Genomic DNA, 18,959 nt, shown 5'->3' on the forward strand with positions numbered 1-18,959 from the left:
TTGGAGAAGTGCAGTCGCCGATAAAGCGCTCATCTGAGCGCAAGGGCTATCAGGGGTGGCGAGAATCACGCTGTTTGAAGCGGCCGGATGTCAGGATCCGGACCCCCTCGGGCCACTGGGGGAGACACCGCGCCGCGCGGCTACACGCCCAGCGCGACGAGCCGCTCCTCCACCCGCTCGGGGGCGTAGAGGTGCTCCACCACGAGCGTTCCCGCGCCGACGAGCGCCGCGTGCTCGCCCAGGCGCGAGGTGACCACGTCCAGGTGGGCCGTGGAGCGGGGCAGGGCGCGCTGGTAGAGCAGCTCACGCACGCCGGTCAGGAAGGGAGTTCCGGCCAGATCTCCGGCGATCATCAGAACGCCCGGGTTGAGGAGCGTCACCACGGTCGCGAGCACCTCGCCGACCTGCCGCCCCGCCTCCCGCGCGAACCCCACCGCCGTGGGATGCCCCGCCTCCAGGAGCGCGCGCACGTCCGAGCCCGACGCCGCGGGCACGCCCGCCAGGGTGAGCCTGCGGGCCACCGCGCGGCCACTGGCCACGGCGGCCAGACAGCCGTACGAGCCGCATCTGCACAGCGCGTCCGCGCCCTCGGGCACCCGGATGTGGCCGATGTCGCCCGCGCCCCCGTCGACGCCCCGGTACACCTCGCCGCCGACGACGACGCCGGCCCCGATCCCCGTCGAGACCTTGACCAGGGCGAACGCCGAGCAGTCCGGGTAGTGGGTGCGCTGCTCGCCGTACGCCATGAGGTTGGCGTCGTTGTCGACGAGCACCGGCAGGTCCCCGGGTGCGCCCGTCCGTTCGGCGAAGGCGTGGCGAAGCCGGCCCCTTATGTCGTAGCCGTCCCAGCCCGGCATGATCGGCGGCTGCACGACGCGCCCCGACTCGGTGTCGACCGGCCCCGGCACCGCGAGCCCGATGCCGCACACCGAATCCGCAGGCCGCCCGCTCTCGCGCAGCAGCCCGGCGAACCGGACCCCCAGCTCGCCGAGGACCACCTCGGGTCCTTCCTCGACGGCGAGCGGGCCCGAGCGCTCGGCGAGCACCTCGCCGCCGAGGGTGAGCAGTGCCGCGCGGGCGTGCCGGGTCTCCAGGGCGGCCGCGAGCACCACGGCGTGCGCGTCGTCGAACTCCAGGCGCAGTGCGGGCCTGCCGCCGAGCGGCGACCCGGCGGGGCCCGCCGCGCCCTCGCGCAGCCAGCCGGCCCGGAAGAGCCGGTCGAGGCGCTGGCCGACGGTGGCCCGGGAGAGCCCGGTGACCTGTTGCAGGGCGCCGCGCGTGGTGGCGCGGCCGCTGCGCACCAGGCGCAGCAGGTCGCCCGCGCCCTCGGCCCGCAGGGGCACCCGTGTCTCGGGGCGGGCCTGCGTCCGCCCAGGGCCTCCGGTGTCCATGCGCCCTCCCGTGCTCATGTGCCCCTCCTTGCGCTCCCCAACTTCACGTTATACACGGGGTTTTGCGTGTTAACTGGACGTAACTCTATGGTGGAGAGTACTTAACTGACAGGGCGTCGAGACGTGCAGGGTGTCGAGCCCTACCGGGTGTCGAGTCTCCCGAGGAGGCATCGCGTGGACCGCAGTGCGACCGACCGGCAGGACGCCCACGGTGCCGCCGTGCCGGCCCACGAGCTGCGGGAGCGGGGCGCCAGGGCGCTGTGGGACAACTGGACGGGCGCCTCCACCGTGCCCTCCCGGGCGCTCTACCCCCACCAGTGGTCCTGGGACTCGGCGTTCATCGCCATCGGCCTGCGCCACCTCTCCCCGCTGCGCGCCCAGTTGGAGCTGGAGACGCTGCTGCGCGCCCAGTGGGGCGACGGTCGCGTCCCGCACATCGTCTTCAACGACGCCGTGCCCCTGGACGCCTACTTCCCGAGCCCCGACTTCTGGCGCTCCACGACCGCGGGCCGCGCCGCGGGCGCCCCCGGCGACGTGCAGACCTCGGGCATCGTGCAGCCGCCGGTGCACGCGCTCGCCGTCTGGCTGGTGCACCGCGCCGACCCCGGCCTGTCCGGGGCCCGTTCCTTCCTGGCCCGGCTGCGGCCCCGGCTCGCCGCCTGGCACCGCTATCTGCTCGGCGCCAGGGACGCGGGCGGCGCCGGACTCGCCGCCGTGGTGCACCCCTGGGAACAGGGCATGGACAACAGCCCCTGCTGGGACGCCCCGTTGAGCCGCGTCGAGCCCGCCGACCCGGCCGCCTTCCGCAGGGCCGACCTGGACCACGGCGCGCCGGAGGGCCGGCCGACCGACCTGGACTACGGCAGGTACGTGCGGCTGGCCGCCGAGTACCGCGACCGGCGGTACGCGGACGACGAGGGGCCGGGAGCCTTCGCGGTCGAGGACCCCGCGTTCAACGCGCTGCTGATCACCTCGGAGTACGCACTCGCCCTGATCGAGACCGAACTCGCCGACGAAGAGCCCGAGTTGCTGGAGTCGGCGGCCGAGCGGCGCGGGCGCGCCGACGCGCTGACCAAGACCCTGGTGGACCGCCTCTGGGACCCCCGGCGCGAACTCTTCCTCTGCCGCGACCTGCGCGCCCCCGGCAGGGACGGCGCCCTCGTGCCCGAACGCGGCGTCACCGGACTCATCCCGCTGGTGCTGCCCGGACTCGGCCGCGACGTCGCGGCGGGCCTGATGCGCACCGCGTGCGGCCCGCACTTCGGGCTCGACGGCCCGGCGCGGCTCGTGCCGAGCTACGACCTGACGGGCCCCGCCTTCGACCCGCAGCGGTACTGGCGCGGACCCGCCTGGTTCAACACCAACTGGCTCCTGGAGAAGGGCCTTCGGCTGTACGGCGACCACCCGAGGGCGGACGCCCTGCGCGACGCGCTCCTCGAAGCGGCCGTCACCTCCGGGTTCGCCGAGTACGTCGACCCGTACACCGCACAGGGCAGCGGCGCGCGCGGCTTCGGCTGGACCGCGGCGCTCGCCCTCGATCTGCTGCTCGACGACGGCAGGAGCCGGCGGGGCGGGCTCCTGGGAGAAGAGGTGTGGCCATGAGCGACCGGCATCGGCTCCTCGTCCGCGGGCGGACCTTCGCGGCCGTCGGCACGGGCGGCGACATCAGCGGGGTCGGCGCGGTGCGCGGCGCGGCGGCGGGCCCCGACGGCCTGTTCGTACGGGACGCGCGGCACCTGAGCCGCTGGCAGCTCACCGTCGACGGGGCGGTGCCCGAGATCCTCACGCCCGTGGAGACGTCGGCCGACGCGGCCACCGCGGCGCGCTGCGTCCTGGTGCCGCGCGGCGGCCGCCAGGAGCCGCCCGCCTACACGCTCTTCCGTGAACAGGCCATCGCCGACGGGGCGTTCACCGAGACCCTGCGGGTGCAGAGCAACCGTCCGGTGCCGACGCGGGTGGGGCTCGCGCTGACCGTGGACGCCGACTTCACCGACCAGTTCGAGCTCCGCGCCGACCACCGCACCTACACCAAGCCGGGCGCCGTCCGCTCCCGGCAGCCGCTGGAGGGCGGCGAGGGCGTCGAGTTCACCTACCGGCGCGGCGAGTGGTGTTCGCGTACGACGGTGACCGCGGAGCCCGCGCCGGACGGCATCGAGGAGACCGGCACCGGCGCGCGACGCCTCGTATGGGCCCTGGAGCTCGGCGCGCACGGCTCCGTGGAGGTGGCACTGCGTGCCGCGGCGCATCCGCACGGCGTGCCGGGTCCGCGCACGCCCGAATCGCCGGCCCGCGCCGTACGCCAACTCGCCGCGATCCAGGCCGAGTACGCGTCCGGCGTCGCGCTGCCCGCCACCTGGCCCGAGCTCGCCGCCGCCTGCGCGCGCGGCCTCGCCGACCTCGCGGTGCTCCAGGTCCCCGCGCGGGGCCCGGACGGCGAGGAGCTGCGGGTGCCCGGCGCCGGTGTGCCGTGGTTCCTCACCCTGCTGGGCCGCGACGCCCTGCTGACCTCGCTCTTCGCGCTGCCCTACCTGCCCAGGCTGGCCGCCGCGACACTGCCCGCGCTCGCCGCCACCCAGGCCGCGAAGGACGCCGACGGCGCGGTCGCCCAGCCCGGCAAGATCGTGCACGAGGTGCGCCACGGCGAGCTCGCGCACTTCGGGCAGGTGCCGTTCGGGCGCTACTACGGCTCGGTCGACGCGACGCCGCTCTTCCTCGTACTGCTCGGCGCGTACACCGAACAGACCGGCGACCGCGCCGTGGCCCACCGCCTCCAGGCGCACGCCAGGGCCGCCGTCGCCTGGATGCTCGACCACGGCGGGCTCACCTCGCGCGGCTATCTCGTCTACCGCGCGGACCGGGGCGGCCTCGCCAACCAGAACTGGAAGGACTCGCCGGGCGCGATCTGCTCCGCCGACGGCGAAGGGGCGTCCGGGCCCGTCATGGCGGCGGGCGCCCAGGGATACGCGTACGACGCGCTGACGCGCACGGCGTGGCTCGCGCGGAGCGTCTGGGGCGACGAGGTCTACGCGGAGCTGCTCACGCGGACGGCGGCGGACCTGCGGGACCGCTTCCAGCGGGACTTCTGGATGCCGGACCGGGGTTTCCCCGCGCTCGCCCTGGACGGCGGGGGCCGCCCGCTCGACGCGCTCGCCTCGGACGCGGGACATCTGCTGTGGTCCGGGCTGCTCGACAAGGAGTACGGCGAGACGGTGGGCCGCCGCCTCCTCGAACCCGACTTCTTCTCCGGCTGGGGCGTCCGCACGATCGCGTCCGGCCAGCCCGCGTTCCACCCCCTCTCCTACCACCGGGGCTCGGTGTGGCCGCACGACAACGCGCTGATCGCGTTGGGGCTCGCGCGGTACGGGCTGCACGACGAGGCGCGGGCGGTGGCCCGCGGCCTGATCTCCGCGGCGTCCACGGCGGGCGGCCGCCTGCCGGAGGTCCTCGCGGGGTACGGGAGGGAGGCGTATCCGGTGCCGGTGCCGTATCCGCACTCGTGCGAGCTGGAGTCGCGGTCTGCGGCGGCGCCGTTGGCGTTGTTGACGGCGGTGGGTGGGGCGTAGACGCCTTTAGCATTCGTGCTTGCGTTAGTCAAGTGCCCGGTCGGGCTGACGAGTTGAGGTAGGCGGCGCCTTGCGGGAGGCGTCGCCTCCTTGTTTTTACTAACGGATTCCTCGAACTGCTCTACCAATATGACAAGCATTGCGCTGCCGTGTGTCCGCCCGGCAGGCTTCTCTTTATCAACCAGCTTAGCCGGTGCGGGTGTTGGCCGAAGGGTCGCCCTGCGGCCGCGCCATTCCGAAGGGCCTCAGCCATGCCTTCATCCCCCGAGTTCGGCCGCTCTGCCGATGATCCCGAAGAGGAGATCCGGCGCAAGGAGCGGGAACGGGAGTTCTTCGAGGCTGAATTGGAGCGTCGCCGCCGGATGGCCGACCGGCTGCTGATTCTACGGATCGTCTTCGTTCTCGTCGAGGCCGTGACGGGCAATCCGATCTACCGGTGGGCCCACCGGTTCATCAAGTGGGTCATCGATCTCCTTCGGGACTAGTGATGCGAGGTAAGGCATGAGCGAGGACAGCGTCGAGGGGCCGTTCCCGGTCCCGGTCTCCCTGGAGCGCCAAGAGGCCTGGATCCAGGCGGTCCTGGCGACCGAAGGGGTCAACCTGCCCCGTGGCGCGCTGGAGAACATCGCGCCCTTCGTGGTCGACCCCGAGGACACGCTGGGCGAACCCGATGAGCAGGGGATGCGCACGCTCAAGGGGGGCGCGGTCCGCCGCATTCGTACGGACGCCGGTGACATGGTCGTCGCCGTCGTCCGGATGCACGGTGTCGGTGGCGTGCAGTGGGGGCACAACGAGCGGATCAGTTCCATCTGGAGATCCGTCGCGGACCCGACGGTCGGACCGGAGACCGAGGGGGCGCTGGGCTCGGTCCGGCCGTGGACGGGGGCCGGTGCGGACGGAAAGGAGACGCTCTACGCCGCGCTGGAAAGCAGCGTCACCGACCGGCAGGCGCTGATGATGAACGCGGAGGACGCGGCGGACGGATTGGAGAAGAAGGGGCGTCAACGTACGTACGACCTGGAAGCGGATCTGGTCCTGAACGGGCAGCAGGATCCTGGAATGTATGTTCCCCAACAGGTGCGCCTCCAGCACAATCCCGAGAAGGACTCGGACGGCAACCCTCTTTATCCTGACGCCTATTGGGGGTGGATGGCAGTTCGAGGTAACAATCGAACACAGAAGAGGCAGTCGATTTTTCGTTTGACTTCCGGTGAGGTGCTCGCCGGCGTCCCGCTCGAGAAGCTGGGGCGTGAAGGGGACGGCGTCGTCTGTGATCCCCGTGTCTGGCTCCCGGAATTCTCCGCCGTGCTCAACGAGGAGTACGCGCAGACGGAGGACGACGAGCTGGACCCCACGATCAGCCCCCGCGCGCGGCGGGCCCACGCCGTCGCCGTGGTGGACGCGCACCTGGTGGTCGGCACCCCGACCCCGCAGCGCCTCTACCGCATCGTGCAGATGAACAACCGCAGGGACCACGTGCATCCGCCCCTGGAGTTCGAGGCCCTCGACCGGTCGCGGGCCCTGGGGCGGAGCGTGCTGGGAATGTACGTGGCCCAGCGGCTCATGGACGAGAAGACGGCGGAGGTCCTCGCCGGACTCGCGCCGATCCGCGAACTCCCGGGCCTGGCAGCGCATATGGCGGTGTCGGAGCTGCGTGACGTGCGGTCCATGCGGCTGCTCCAGGAGTTCTTCCCCGTGGACTCGCGCAGGCAACTGCTGTTGCGGCGCTCGCTCAGCGAGCTCCACCCGCCGTCCCAGCTCTCGGCGGGAGAGATCAACCAGCGGGCCCGCACCTGGTCGGCGCTGACCAGCGAGAGTTTCCCCAAGGATTGGAATCCGCGGGTGGGGGAGGTCTTCTCCACCAAGGTCCGCGGCGGCGTCGCGCTGTCCGGGCGCAGACTGCCGGAGCTGCTCGCCGCGGCCGACACCGACGACACGGCCTTCGAGGAGCTGGTGGCCTACCGGGCCGCGCACTGGCTGGCATCCTTCGGGATCATCGAGCCCGACCGGGGTTCGCTCGACGGCCAGGAGGCGATCGGCGACGGGGGCGAGCGGATCCGTCGCTCGCGCAGGACCGTCATGAACTGCCTCCAGGCGCTGCGCAAGCGTCGCCTGATGGCCGTTGGCGTCCTGAAGGCCCTCGCGGCGGCCATGGACGACGGGGACCGCGAACCGTGGCGGGTCAGCGGCTCGGGCAAGGAGCTGCCGGGCCGGAAGATGGATTCGCTCTGGTTCGACCTGGAGTTCCCGAAGGAACTGGGGACGAGGCCGCGCAAGGCGGCGGCCCCCGTCCTGCCGAAACAGTCGGGCCGGTCGGTCCCGATGCCGTCGGGAACCCTGCCGTTTCCGGCCCCGCCCGTTGTTGGTGCTCCGTCAGGATCCGGGGTGGCGGGGCCCGCGGCGCCCCCCTCCGGGGCCGCCGTTTCCACGACCGCCGCGCCCGCCGCCCCGACCGTCAAGCCGTCCGTGAACGTGCCTGCCGCAGCGGCCACGACGGTCTCGGCCTCCGCCGTCTCCGCGCCGTCGCCGGGTCCTCGGACGCCCGCACCAGCTGCCCCCGAGGACTCCCTCGACACCCTCCTGACCCGCGTCGAGGACGGGATCCAGGGACTGCACGCCGGCTCCGTGGAGATCGCCGCACTCCTGGATGAGCTGGCCGAGAAGAGCGATGCGGAGTCCGTCGAGCACCCCCTCGCCAGGGACCGCGCCGACACCGTCGTACGCCTGCTGAACCAGACGCTGTCCAGGCTGCGCAAGCTGCCCGAACGGGTGGAGGACCTGACCGAACCGGAGTGAGCCGGACAGGCCCTAGTCGTCGATCCCCGACCTCTCCACCCCCGCCACGATCCACCGCTGGAAGAACAGGAACACCACGAGCAGCGGCAGGATCGAGACCGCGGCGGCGACGAAGAGGACGTGGAGGCGGATGACCTGGGAGGTGTTGAACGTGGCCAGGGCGACCTGGACCGTCCAGGCCTCGCGGTCCTGGCCGATGACCAGGGGCCACAGGAAGGAGTTCCAGGCGCCGATGAAGACGATCGTGCCGACGGCCGCGAAGACGGGGCGGGAGTTGGGCACGACCACGCGCCAGTACGTGCGCCAGTAGCCGAGCCCGTCCACCCGCGCCGCGTCCTCCAACTCCCGTGGGAAGCCCAGGAAGTACTGGCGGAAGATGAAGCACGCGAAGGCCGAGAAGAGGGTCGGGACGATCAGGCCGCGGAGCGTGGAGACCCAGCCGAGCGAGGAGACGAGGACGAAGCTCGGGACGAAGGTGACCGCCGCGGGGACCATCATCGTGCCGAGGATCGCATAGAAGACCTGGTTGGCGTAGCGGTAGGGGATGCGGGCCAGGCCGTAGCCCGCGAGGGAGGCGAGGAGGAGCGTGCCGAGGGTCGTCGCGACCGCGATCAGCGAGGAGTTGAGCAGGGCGCGCGCCATCGGCACGGTCGGGTCGTCGAACAGTTCGGAGAGGTTCGACCAGTGCAGGGTGGTGGGGAAGAACGTCCAGTCGGGGGACGTGATGTCCTCCTCGGACGCGAGTCCGTTGCGTACGAGGAGGTAGAAGGGGATCAGGAAGAGCAGCGCGAGGGCGACGAGCAGGACGGTGCGCAGGGCGCGGCCCGTCCGGACCAGGGCGTCGTCCAGGGGGCGTTGGGCGGGTTTGGGCATGGTGGTCAGTCCTCCTTCCTGCCGAGGCCGAACCAGCGGGCCTGGCCCACCGTCACGACCGCGATGATCAGCGCGAGGATCACCGCGCCCGCGCTGCCGAGGCCGAGGTTCTGCTCCCGGCCGAGCGCCGTGTAGTAGAGGTAGACCAGCGGCGGACGGGCGTAGGGCGGGTAACCCCCGGAGCTGGAGAGCAGGTTGTAGAACTCGTCGAACGCCTGGAAGGCGTTGATGACGAGGAGCAGCGTCACGGCGACCGAGGTCGCGCGCAGCTGCGGCAGCGTGATGTGGCGCAGGACCTGCCAGCCGGGCCGTGCGCCGTCCACCGCCGCGGCCTCGTAGAGGGTGGGCGAGATCCGCTGGAGCCCCGCGAGGAAGAGGATCATGTAGAAGCCCGCCTGGAGCCAGAGCCGCACGGTGACGATGACCAGCCAGTACCAGGGCGGGTCGGTGGTCGAGAGCCAGGCGGTCTGGTCGGCGCCGAACCAGCCGAGGACGGTGTTGGCGAGCCCGAACCGCACCCCGTTGAAGATCGACAGCTTCCAGATCAGGGCCGCCACGACGTAACTGCACGCCGCGGGCAGGAAGAAGACGGAGCGGAAGAACGCCTGCGCGCGCCGCATGCGGTTCACCATCAGGGCGAGCGCGAGGGAGAGCACGAAGGTCGTCGGGACGATGAAGGCGGAGAAGACCGCGAAGGTGACGAGGCTGTCGGTGAACGCGTCGTTCCGCAGCATCGACGCGTAGTTGTCGAAGCCGATGAAGTCGTCGGGCGAGACCGTGTTGTGCGCGTCGAAGAAGCTGAGGTAGACGCTCCAGGCCAGCGGTACGTAGGTGAAGAGGACCAGGCCGAGCGCGAAGGGGCCGACGAAGACCCAGAACCACAGGGTGCGGTTCTGGGTGCCGAGGATCCGCCTCACGACTTCTTCTTGACCCGGTCGAGCTCCGCCCGCACCTTGCGCACCACCGACTTCAGCTCGCTCTCCGGGTTCGCGCCCGACTTGATGATCCGGTTCAGCGCGTCCTGGTAGGCGGTGCGGCTCGCGGGCGTCCAGAGCAGGGGCTCCGCGTAGCCGTACTCGGTGGAGTAGCGCACGGCGTCCGCGGCGGCGCCGTCCTTCAGCTTGTCGGCCTTCTTCGCGAGGGAGAGCCTGGCCGGGATGTGGAAGCCGTAGGAGAGCGCGAAGTCCTCCTGGTACTCGGTGCGGTCGATCCACAGCCACTTCAGGAAGTCCTTGCCCTCCTTCTGGTGGCCGCTGCGGGCGCTCACCGCCGCGCCGTACGCGCCGACGGGCAGCGACGGCTTGCCCGCCGCCCCGTCCGCGGGGAGCGCGAGCACGCCGAAGTCGTCGCCGAGCGCCTTCTTGACGGCGGGCAGCGCCCACAGGCCGCACCACTGCATGGCGGTCAGCCCCTGGGTGAACGCCGACGGGTCCGACCAGTCGGACGGCGCGCCGAGCAGGAGCGACTTGTCGGCGTACAGCTGGCGCAGCTTGCCGAGCGTCCGGGCGGCCGCCGGGTCGTCGAAGCCGACCTCGCCGCCCTCGGTGACGGACGACAGGCCCGCCGCGTACAGCGGGGTGATGCCGAGCGCGCCCGCGCCGCCGTCGTTGCCGAGGAAGAGGCCCTTCACCTTCTTGTCGGTGAGCGCCTTGGCCGCGTCGACCAGCTCGTCCAGGCTCTTCGGCGGCCGCACGCCCGCGTCGGCGAGCAGGCTCTTGCGGTAGTAGAGCAGATGCATGTCGACGACCTGCGGGATCGACCAGATCTTGCCGTCGTACGTCCTGGGGGCGAGGACCACCGGGTTGAAGTCGTCCTTGACCCCCTCGAAGAGGTCGGTGAGATCGACGACCTGGCCCCGCTGGATCTGGTCCAGGGTGGGCCCGTTGACCTCGAAGACATCGGGGCCCGAATCGGTGAGCAGGGCGGCGGCCGTCTGCTCGTCGTAGTTGCCGGGGCGCCACTGCACGGTGACGTCCGCCTTCTTGTACGCGGCGGCGTAGCGCTTGACGGCCTGCTCGGTGCCCGCCTCGCCGTACTGGTGGTACCACTGGGAGAGCTTCGGGCCCGAGCCGCCCGAACCCCCGCCGTCGCGGCCGGTGTTGGACCCGCACGCGGTGAGCAGTCCGAGCGCCGCGCCCGTGCCGAGCAGTGTCCTGCGGCTGATGGTCATGCTGGTCGTCCCCCTGCGTGATGTCGGAGTTTCGGTACGTGCCGGGCCCAACGATCAACCATGGACGGGGATTACGACAGGGGTGTTGCGGCCGAGTGTCGCGGTGTCCGCGCACGCCGGCGGCGTCAGCGCCCCGTCAAGGTGTGCGGCCCGGCTGTATGCACCACGTCAACGCCGGTGACGGCGCCGCGCGGCCGTCCTACGGTGCCGCACATGGGACACAACAGGACCACACGGCGCGCCGCCCACCTGGGCCGGGCGCGGGGGCGGGCACGCGACGACGGCCTGCGGAAGGGCTTCCGCGGGAGCGCCCGCGCCGCAGATGGCGTGTACGACGACGTGTTCGACGTGTACGACGAGGGGCCGGGTGGCGGCGGGGACGTCACCGCCGACCGGCGCTGGGCGTGCGACGTGCGGGCCGCCTGCCTCTGCGCGCTCGCCCTCTTCGTCCTCGTCCTCCTCGTCGACTGGGCCAACGGCACGTTCGGCGCCCTCAGGTTCGTCCTGTGGGCCGGGCTGTCCGCGCTGCTCTACCTGGTGCTGCACCCCGTGCGCGTGACGGCGGGGCCCGGCTGGCTCGCCGTACGCGGACTCGGCCGCCGTCGGCACGTCTGCACCGGGCTGCTCACCGCCGTGCGGCACAGCGAGGGCGTCGCTTCGCGGCTCGTCCTGTGCGACTCGCTCGGCAACCGCGTCGAACTCGACCCCCAGGTCCTGGTGGACAACCCGCTGCTCCTGCACCGCCTGGACACCGGGGCCCGCGCCGCGCGCGACGCCGGGCTGCTCAGGACCGGCTGCGTCGAGCTGCAACGGCTCACGGCGCGCGTCGACAGAGCCGCGGCGCGGGCCGTCTTCGAGGCGTCCGACCTGCACTGACGGGGACCTTCGGCCCTGGGAGGCGCCGGGCGCGGGACGGACCGTTGAGACATGGACATCTCCTCCCGCGCCGACCTGGACGTACTGCTCCGCCGCTTCTACACGGTCGCCTTCGCCGACCCGCTGATCGGCCCGTTCTTCACGGAGATCGCCGGGACCGACCTGGACGTCCATCTGCCGCGCATCACCGACTTCTGGGAGCGCGCCCTGTTCCGCACCGCCGAGTACCGCCGCAACGCCTTCGCGCCGCACGCCGCGCTGCACTCCGCGCGCCCGCTCACCGCCGAGCACTTCGGGCGCTGGGTGCAGCTGTGGCACGCCACGGTCGACGGGCTGCACCGGGGCCCGAACGCGGACCGCGCGAAGGCGCAGGGGGAGCGGATCGCGCTCGCCATGCTGCGCAGGCTCGGCGGCAAGGACGTGTCCACGGCAGGGGAGGGCCCCGGCTTCGTCCCGCTCGCGGCGGTGGAGCTGCGCGCGGCGGCGTAGGGCGGGGGAGGGGCGCGCGCCGGGGCCCGGTGGGTCAGATCTTGAGCGCTTCGTACGTCACGCCGGTCAGGTCCTCCGAGGCCGCCCAGAGGCGTTCGCCCGCCACGTCGTTCAGCGTCCACTTCGCCCGCCAGGACTTCGCGGGCGCCCCGCGCACGCCCCAGAAGCCGGGACCCGTGAACCAGTCGGGCCTGACCCGCGGCGAGGTGGCCGCGAAGAGGGTGGGCAGCGCGCCCGCGTCGGCGGACTGCGCGATGATCCGGTTGCCGAGCTCCACGACGCGCTCGGCGGTCCTGCGGCCCTCCATCCTGGGCCCCGCGGCCTGGAGGTTCGTCGAGGCGTAGCCGGGGTGGGCGGCGGCCGCGACGACCTCGGAACCGATGGCTTCCAGGCGGCGCGCCAGCTCGTGGACGAAGAGCAGGTTGGCCGTCTTGGAGCGGCCGTAGGCGATCCAGCGGCGGTAGTTGCGCTCGCTGTTGAGATCGCCGATGTCGATGTTGCCGAGGGCGTGGGCGCCGCTGGACACGCTGATGACGCGGGCGCCCGGGGTCTCCAGGAGGCGGGGCAGGAGCAGCCCGGTGAGCGCGAAGTGCCCCAGGTGGTTGACGCCGAACTGCGTCTCGAAGCCGTCCGCCGTACGCCGGTAGGGCAGCGCCATCACGCCCGCGTTGTTGATCAGCAGATCGAGTCGGTCGTCCGCGTACGCGTCGGCGAACTGCCGCACGGACGCCAGGTCCCCGAGGTCCAGCCGCCCGAACTCCACGTCGGCGTCCGGCACTTCGGCCCGCAGGTCCTCCACCGCGCGGGTGCCGCGCTCCGTGCTGCGGCAGGCGAGGACCACCTGGGCGCCGCGGCGGGCCAGCTCGCGGGCCGTGACGTACCCGATGCCGCTGTTGGCGCCGGTGACCACCGCCCGGCGGCCGCTCTGGTCGGGGATGTCGCGCACGGTCCAGGCGGGCATGGCAGGGCTCCCTCTGTATCGGATTCTCGCCGCAGGGTATGGCAGCGAGAGTCGGAGAGGGAGCCCGGGACGGCGGCCGACGCGTACGGGAAGGACCCGCGGCGTCAGGCCGCGGCGCCGCCGTCGATCACCAGGTCGGCGCCGACCACGGAGCCCGACTCGTCCGAGGCCAGGTACAGCACGGCCGCGGCGACCTCCTCGGTCGTCGAGACCCGGCCCAGCGGGTTCGTCTCCTTGATGCGGGCCGCGCGGTCGGCCTCGGTCTCGCCGGGGCGGAACGACATGGTGGTGTCGGAGGAGCCGGGGCTGACGGTGTTGATGCGGACGCCGTCCCTGATGTGCTCGGCGGCGGCCGCGCGGCTCAGCGCGGAGACGGCGGCCTTGGTCGCCCCGTAGGCGGCGGTGCCGGGCACGCTGGTGTGGGCGCCCAGGGTGGAGCCGATGTTGACGATGGCGCCGCCCGTGGACTGCGTGCGCATCTGCTTGACCTCGGCCTGGAGCGCGAGCAGGACGCCGGTGACGTTGATGTCGAGCATCGTGCGCCAGTCCTCCTCGGGCAGTTCGGCGACCGGCTGCCCGGCGCGCAGGACGCCCGCGTTGTTGACGGCGACGTCCAGCGAGCCGAAGCGCTCGACGGTGGCCTCGACGAGCGCCGCGAGGTCGGCGGAGCGCGCGACGTCGGCGGTGACGGCGAGGGCGGTGCCGCCCGCGTCCTCGATGAGGCCGACGGTCTCCTTCAGCGGTCCCTCGGAGCGCCCGGCGACGACGACGGAGGCTCCCTCGGCGCCGAACGCGAGCGCCATGGCCCGGCCGAGGCCGGAGCCGCCGCCGGTGACGAGGACGGTGCGGCCGGTGAAACGGGTGCGGGGTGCGGCAGTCATGACGGACTCTTTTCTTGAACGATCGGTTCAGTATGAGGGCGTGAAGTGGTGCGGCGGGGTATGCGGGGGTAGTGCGGGTGTGGCGTGGCTTGAGGAGGCTGTAAGGGTGCGCGCGTGGGCCGGGTCAGTCGAGCAGTTTCAGCGCCTGCTCCACCGCGTCCCGCACCCGCGCCGGGTCCTCGGACGCCTTGCCGACCACGCGCAGCCCCTGCATCAGGACGAGCAGCATCCGGGCGAGCGTGCGCGGATCGCGGTCCCGCGGCAGCTCGCCCTGCGCCTGGGCTCGGACGAGCGCGGAGTGCAGCAGGGTCTCGATCCGCTCCCAGCTGCGCTCGACGCAGCGGGCCGCCGCCGCGTCGTGCGGGGCCAGCTCGGCCGCCGTGTTGGTGATGAAACACCCGGTCAGGCGGTCCTTGTCGGACGTCGACTCGGCGCCGAAGCGGCGCACCACCGCGCGCACGGCGGGCAGCGCGGGGCCCGGTGCCGACAGCTCGCCGAGCAGGACCGGGTCCTGGTTCTCGCCGTAGCGCTCAAGTGCCTTCAGATACAGGTCGTGCTTGTTGCCGAAGGTCGCGTAGATGCTGGCGCGGCCGATGCCGAGCTCCTCGACGAGGTCGGCCATCGAGGTCGCCTCGTAACCGCGCCGCCAGAACAGCTGGAGGGCCGACTGGAGCGCGGCGTCCGGATCGAATTCCTTGGTCCTTGCCACGAGCAGGACAGTACGCGTTTCTGGAACGACCGGTCAAGCAAAATGATCGAAAGGGCCGCGCCCGGCTCAGGCGACCCGCGCGGGGTACGCCGTCACCGTCACGTCCTCGTCGTCCAGGCACCGCCCCGTCGCCAGGTCGAACCGCTGCTTCAGGAGCGGCGAGGCGACGAACGGGCGGCCCCGCTCCGAGCCGACCAGGCCCCGGGAGAGGACCGCCGCGCCCGTGAAGGGGTCCCGGTTGTCGATGGCGTAGGCGCGGCCCTCGCGGTCGAGGAAGAGCGCGGCCTGACGCCCGTCGGGCAGCAGGGCGGCGACGCCGCGTCCGGGGATCAGACGGTCCAGGCCGCAGGCGGTGAACCAGTCCTGGTCCAGACGCAGTTGAACGGTCAGGCCGGTGGTCCCGGGTGCCAGGGGCACGGGTGTCAGGGTCACGGGGCGACACTTCCTTCCAGGGGGCGGCTGCCGAGGGTCAGCAGGGGCAGGTCGGGCTTGATCTGGCGGCGCTCGGGCACGAACCGGACCGTCGGGTCCGGGGTGCCCGGCGCGTTCACGAAGGAGACGAAGCGCGCGAGCCGCTCGGGGTCGTCCAGGGTGTCGGCCCACTCGTCGCGGTAGTGCCTGACGTGGTCGGCCATCAGCGCTTCGAGCTCGGCGCCGATGCCGAGCGAGTCGTGGACGACGACGTCGCGCACGTGGTCGAGGCCGCCGTCGATCCGCTCCAGCCAGGCCGCGGTGCGCTCCAGGCGGTCCGCGGTGCGGATGTAGAACATCAGGAACCGGTCGACCAGGCGCACCAGCGCGGTGTCGTCCAGGTCCTGGGCGAGCAGGTCGGCGTGGCGCGGGCTCGCGCCGCCGTTGCCGCCCACGTAGAGGTTCCAGCCGCTCGCCGTGGCGATCACGCCGAAGTCCTTGGACTGGGCCTCCGCGCACTCGCGGGCGCACCCGGAGACCGCCGACTTCAGCTTGTGCGGGGCCCGCAGGCCCCGGTAGCGCAGCTCAAGGCCGATGGCCATCCGCACCGAGTCCTGTACGCCGTACCGGCACCAGGTCCGCCCCACGCAGGACTTCACGGTGCGCAGCGCCTTGCCGTACGCGTGCCCGGACTCGAAGCCCGCGTCGACCAACCGCGTCCAGATCATCGGCAGTTGCTCGACGCGCGCGCCGAACAGGTCGATGCGCTGGCCGCCGGTGATCTTCGTGTAGAGCCCGAAGTCCCGTGCCACCTCGCCGATGACGATGAGCTTCTCCGGGGTGATCTCGCCGCCGGGGATGCGGGGCACCACCGAATAGGAGCCGTTCTTCTGGAGGTTGGCGAGGAAGTGGTCGTTGGTGTCCTGCAACGCGGCCTGCTCACCGTCCAGGACGTGTCCGCCCGCGCCGATCGTCGGGGCCAGTGAGGCGATGATCGAGCCGACCGCGGGCTTGCACACCTCGCAGCCCTCGCCGCCGCGCGCCGCCTCCCTGCCGTGCGCGTCGAGCAGCGCGCGGTAGGAGGTGATCCGCAGCGCCCGCACGATCTCGTACAGCTCCTGGCGGGTCTGCCCGAAGCAGCCGCACAGTCCCTGGTCGCCGGTCGTGGGCAGCAGCTGGGTGATCACCTTCACGCAACTGCCGCAGCCCGTGCCGGCCTTGGTGCACTTCTTCACCTCGGGCAGGGTGGCGCAGGCCCGTATCGCGTCCTTGGTGACGTTGTGGCAGTCGCAGATCACCGCGGAGCCCGGCAGTGCGTCGGGGCCGAGCGCCGCGGTCGACCCGGCGCCCGCGGGCAGCACCAACTGCTCGGCGGGCAGCGGCGGTACGGTCCCGGTCAGCGGGCGAAGGAGTCCGTACGCGTCCGCGTCGCCGACCAGGACGCCGCCGAGCAGCTCGCCGTCCGCGCCCATGACCAGCTTCTTGTACGTGCCCGAGCGCGAGTCGGCGTAGACGACGTCGAGGCAGCCTTCCGTCGTGCCGTGCGCGTCGCCGAAGGACGCCACGTCGACGCCGAGCAGCTTCAGCTTGGTGGACAGGTCGGCGCCGGTGAAGCCCGCGCACTCCGCGTCCGCGATGGCGGCGGCCGCCGTCTGGGCCATCTCGTAGCCGGGCGCGACCAGGCCGTAGACGCGGCCGTCCGCGGCCTGCGCGCACTCGCCGATCGCGTACACGGCCGGGTCGGCGGTGCGGCACCGCTCGTCGACGGAGATGCCGCCGCGCTCGCCGACCGGGAGGCCGTGCGCGCGGGCCAGCTGGTCGCGCGGGCGCACCCCCGCGGAGAACACGACCAGGTCCGTGGCGAGTTCGGCGCCGTCCGAGAGGAGCATGCCGCGTACGGCGCCGTCGTCGCCGGTGCGGATCTCCTGCGTGCCGGTGCCGGTGTGCACGGTCAGGCCCATGCCGGTGAGGGTGCGCAGGAGCGCCGCGCCGCCGCCCTCGTCGACCTGGACCGGCATCAGGCGGGGCGCGAACTCCACGATGTGCGTGGCCAGTCCGAGCCCGCGCAGGGCGCCCGCCGCCTCCAGGCCGAGCAGCCCGCCGCCGACCACCGCGCCGGTGCTCGCGCGCGCCTTCGCGTACTCCTCGATGGCGAGCAGGTCCTCGATGGTGCGGTAGACGAAGCAGCCCGTCGCGTCCTTGCCCGGCACGGGCGGCACGAACGGGTAGGAGCCGGTGGCGAGCACGAGCGTGTCGTAGCCGAAGGTACGGCCCGAGCGCGCGGTGACGGTCCTGGCGTCCCTGTCCAGCCGCTCGGCGGCGTCCCCGACGTACAGCTCGATGCCGTGCCGCTCGATGAACTCCCGGTCGGTGAGGGAGAGTTCGTCGGGGGTGCGGCCCGCGAAGTACGAGGTGAGCTGGACGCGGTCGTAGGCCGGCCGGGGCTCCTCGCACAGCACCACGATCCGGTGCGAGGCGGCGAGCCCGCGCTCGGCGGCGGCCTCCAGGAAGCGCTGGCCGACCATGCCGTGCCCGACGAGCACGATCGTGGGGCGGCGGTCCTGGGAGTTGTGGGAGCTCGGCATGTCAGCGGCCTCCGTCGTGGGTGAGCAGGTGGAGCAGCGGGGTGTCGTCGGCGGGCAGCGGTTCGTCGGCCTCCCAGGCGCGGGCCAGCGCGCCGACCGCGTCAAGATCGCCCAGGAGCACCCCGCCGACGAGGCGGTCGCCGCGGACCACGACCTTGCGGTACGTGCCCCGGGTGGCGTCGGCGAGCCGCACGACGTCGTCGTCGGGACGCGGCTCCAGATCGCCGAAGACCGCGAGGTCCAGGGGGCCTGGGCCCGCGAGGGTGAGGCGGGTCAGGGTCCGGGTGCCGGTGTAGGGGCGCGGGGTGTGGGTCCCGGCCGGTGCCAGGAGGTCGTCGGCCAGCGCGTCGGCCTGCTCCACGGCGGGCGTCGCGAGGCCGTAGACCCGGCCCGCGTGCTCCGCGCAGTCGCCGACCGCGCGGATGCGCGGGTCCGACGTGCGCAGCCGGTCGTCGACGACGATCCCTTCGCGTACGTCGAGTCCCGCGGCCCGCGCGAGGCCGGTGCGGGGGCGGGCGCCGCAGGCCAGGACGGTGACGTCGGTGCCGAGGGCGTACCCGTCGGCGAGTTCGACCCGGCGCACCGCGCCGTCGACCACGCCGACGGCGCGCACCCGGCACTCCGTGTGCACCTCGACGCCGAGCCCCGTCAGATGGTCGTGCACCAGCCGGGACGACGCCGGGTCGAGCTGGTGCTCCATGAGGCGTTCGGCCTGCTGGAGGAGGACGACCTGGGCGCCCCTGCGGGCCAGCGCGCGGGCGGCCGAGACGCCGAGCAGTCCGCCGCCGATGACGACGGCGCGCGCGCCGGGCCCGGTCCTCGCGGAGAGGGCGAGGCAGTCGTCCATGGTGCGGAAGGCGTGTACGTCGCCGGGGAGTTCACCGGCGCCGGGCGCGAACAGGCCGCGCAGCGGCGGCAGAACGGGGTTGGAGCCGGTCGCGAGGACGAGCGTGCCGTACGGGACGACGGTGCCGTCCGCGCAGTGCACCCGCCGCGTGGCGCGGTCGACGCGGACGGCGCGGGTGCGGAGCGTGGTGGCCCCTGGGGTGGGCAGGGCGATGACGTCCGGGCCGTACCGGCCCGCGAGGACCTCCGCGAGCAGGACGCGGTTGTACGGGGCGTGCTCCTCCTCGCCGATCAGCACGGTGTCGTCCCCGAGCCGCTGCGCTACGCGGATGCCGGCCGGGCCCGTGCCGATCACCACTGCCGTGGATGTCATGTCCCGCAGCCTGCGGGGCGGGTGTTACCCGGCCG

The 18,959-nt window shown here is 72.8% G+C and carries 16 protein-coding genes; 6 read left to right on the forward strand and 10 right to left on the reverse strand.

The window, feature by feature from the left end; translation table 11 throughout:
- Positions 1-140 precede the first annotated feature (140 nt).
- Positions 141-1,409 carry an ROK family protein gene (locus tag ACIO9J_RS17565; protein ID WP_401999562.1) on the reverse strand — a complete coding sequence of 423 codons (1,269 nt, stop codon included), beginning with the start codon at positions 1,407-1,409 and terminating at the stop codon, positions 141-143.
- 156 nt (positions 1,410-1,565) lie between these two features.
- Between ACIO9J_RS17565 and ACIO9J_RS17570 the strand changes: the two genes are divergently transcribed.
- The 4 genes from ACIO9J_RS17570 (at position 1,566) to ACIO9J_RS17585 (ending at position 7,750) form a co-directional block, all read left to right on the forward strand.
- On the forward strand, positions 1,566-2,993 hold the full coding sequence (locus ACIO9J_RS17570; RefSeq protein WP_401999565.1) for an MGH1-like glycoside hydrolase domain-containing protein: 1,428 nt from the start codon (positions 1,566-1,568) through the stop codon (positions 2,991-2,993).
- Positions 2,990-4,954, forward strand: coding sequence for a glycogen debranching N-terminal domain-containing protein (locus ACIO9J_RS17575; protein WP_401999568.1), 1,965 nt, complete (start codon positions 2,990-2,992; stop codon positions 4,952-4,954). Before ACIO9J_RS17570 ends, ACIO9J_RS17575 begins: the two co-directional genes overlap by 4 nt.
- Positions 4,955-5,205: 251 nt before the next feature.
- Positions 5,206-5,439, forward strand: coding sequence for a hypothetical protein (locus ACIO9J_RS17580; protein ID WP_401999571.1), 234 nt, complete (start codon positions 5,206-5,208; stop codon positions 5,437-5,439).
- Positions 5,440-5,455: 16 nt separating this feature from the next.
- Complete coding sequence (locus ACIO9J_RS17585) at positions 5,456-7,750, forward strand: hypothetical protein (protein ID WP_401999574.1); 2,295 nt, start codon at positions 5,456-5,458, stop codon at positions 7,748-7,750.
- Positions 7,751-7,762: 12 nt separating this feature from the next.
- On the opposite strand, the gene ACIO9J_RS17590 is transcribed toward ACIO9J_RS17585, so the two are convergent.
- The 3 genes from ACIO9J_RS17590 to ACIO9J_RS17600 are packed head-to-tail and all read right to left on the reverse strand — an operon-like array spanning position 7,763 to position 10,793.
- Positions 7,763-8,599, reverse strand: a complete 837-nt coding sequence (locus ACIO9J_RS17590) for a carbohydrate ABC transporter permease (RefSeq protein WP_402001053.1) — start codon at positions 8,597-8,599, stop codon at positions 7,763-7,765.
- Between the two features lie 29 nt (positions 8,600-8,628).
- Positions 8,629-9,540 carry a carbohydrate ABC transporter permease gene (locus ACIO9J_RS17595; protein ID WP_401999577.1) on the reverse strand — a complete coding sequence of 304 codons (912 nt, stop codon included), beginning with the start codon at positions 9,538-9,540 and terminating at the stop codon, positions 8,629-8,631.
- On the reverse strand, positions 9,537-10,793 hold the full coding sequence (locus ACIO9J_RS17600) for an ABC transporter substrate-binding protein (RefSeq protein WP_401999580.1): 1,257 nt from the start codon (positions 10,791-10,793) through the stop codon (positions 9,537-9,539). The genes ACIO9J_RS17595 and ACIO9J_RS17600 overlap by 4 nt, the downstream gene beginning before the upstream one ends.
- 213 nt (positions 10,794-11,006) lie before the next feature.
- Between ACIO9J_RS17600 and ACIO9J_RS17605 the strand changes: the two genes are divergently transcribed.
- Both ACIO9J_RS17605 and ACIO9J_RS17610 read left to right on the forward strand, forming a co-directional pair.
- Positions 11,007-11,669, forward strand: coding sequence for a hypothetical protein (locus ACIO9J_RS17605; RefSeq protein WP_401999583.1), 663 nt, complete (start codon positions 11,007-11,009; stop codon positions 11,667-11,669).
- Positions 11,670-11,720: 51 nt separating this feature from the next.
- Positions 11,721-12,158, forward strand: coding sequence for a group III truncated hemoglobin (locus ACIO9J_RS17610; RefSeq protein ID WP_401999586.1), 438 nt, complete (start codon positions 11,721-11,723; stop codon positions 12,156-12,158).
- Between the two features lie 34 nt (positions 12,159-12,192).
- On the opposite strand, the gene ACIO9J_RS17615 is transcribed toward ACIO9J_RS17610, so the two are convergent.
- The 6 genes from ACIO9J_RS17615 to ACIO9J_RS17640 form a co-directional block, all read right to left on the reverse strand.
- Positions 12,193-13,119 (reverse strand): oxidoreductase, encoded by a 927-nt coding sequence (locus ACIO9J_RS17615; protein WP_401999588.1) that lies wholly within the window; start codon positions 13,117-13,119, stop codon positions 12,193-12,195.
- Between the two features lie 104 nt (positions 13,120-13,223).
- Positions 13,224-14,000, reverse strand: coding sequence for an SDR family NAD(P)-dependent oxidoreductase (locus ACIO9J_RS17620; RefSeq protein ID WP_401999591.1), 777 nt, complete (start codon positions 13,998-14,000; stop codon positions 13,224-13,226).
- A 124-nt stretch (positions 14,001-14,124) separates the two neighbouring features.
- A complete protein-coding gene (locus tag ACIO9J_RS17625; protein ID WP_401999594.1) occupies positions 14,125-14,709 on the reverse strand; it encodes a TetR/AcrR family transcriptional regulator in 585 nt (194 codons plus the stop codon).
- A 66-nt stretch (positions 14,710-14,775) separates the two neighbouring features.
- Complete coding sequence (gene nirD / locus ACIO9J_RS17630; protein WP_402001056.1) at positions 14,776-15,126, reverse strand: nitrite reductase small subunit NirD; 351 nt, start codon at positions 15,124-15,126, stop codon at positions 14,776-14,778.
- An 11-nt stretch (positions 15,127-15,137) separates the two neighbouring features.
- Entirely contained in the window at positions 15,138-17,705 is a 2,568-nt protein-coding gene (gene nirB, locus ACIO9J_RS17635; RefSeq protein ID WP_401999597.1) for a nitrite reductase large subunit NirB, read from the reverse strand.
- 1 nt (position 17,706) lies between these two features.
- Positions 17,707-18,924: an NAD(P)/FAD-dependent oxidoreductase gene (locus ACIO9J_RS17640; protein WP_401999600.1), complete on the reverse strand. Its 1,218-nt coding sequence runs from the start codon at positions 18,922-18,924 to the stop codon at positions 17,707-17,709.
- Positions 18,925-18,959 lie beyond the last annotated feature (35 nt).

This window comes from Streptomyces sp. NPDC087300 (genome assembly GCF_044744425.1).
In the GTDB taxonomy this organism is placed as follows: domain Bacteria; phylum Actinomycetota; class Actinomycetes; order Streptomycetales; family Streptomycetaceae; genus Streptomyces.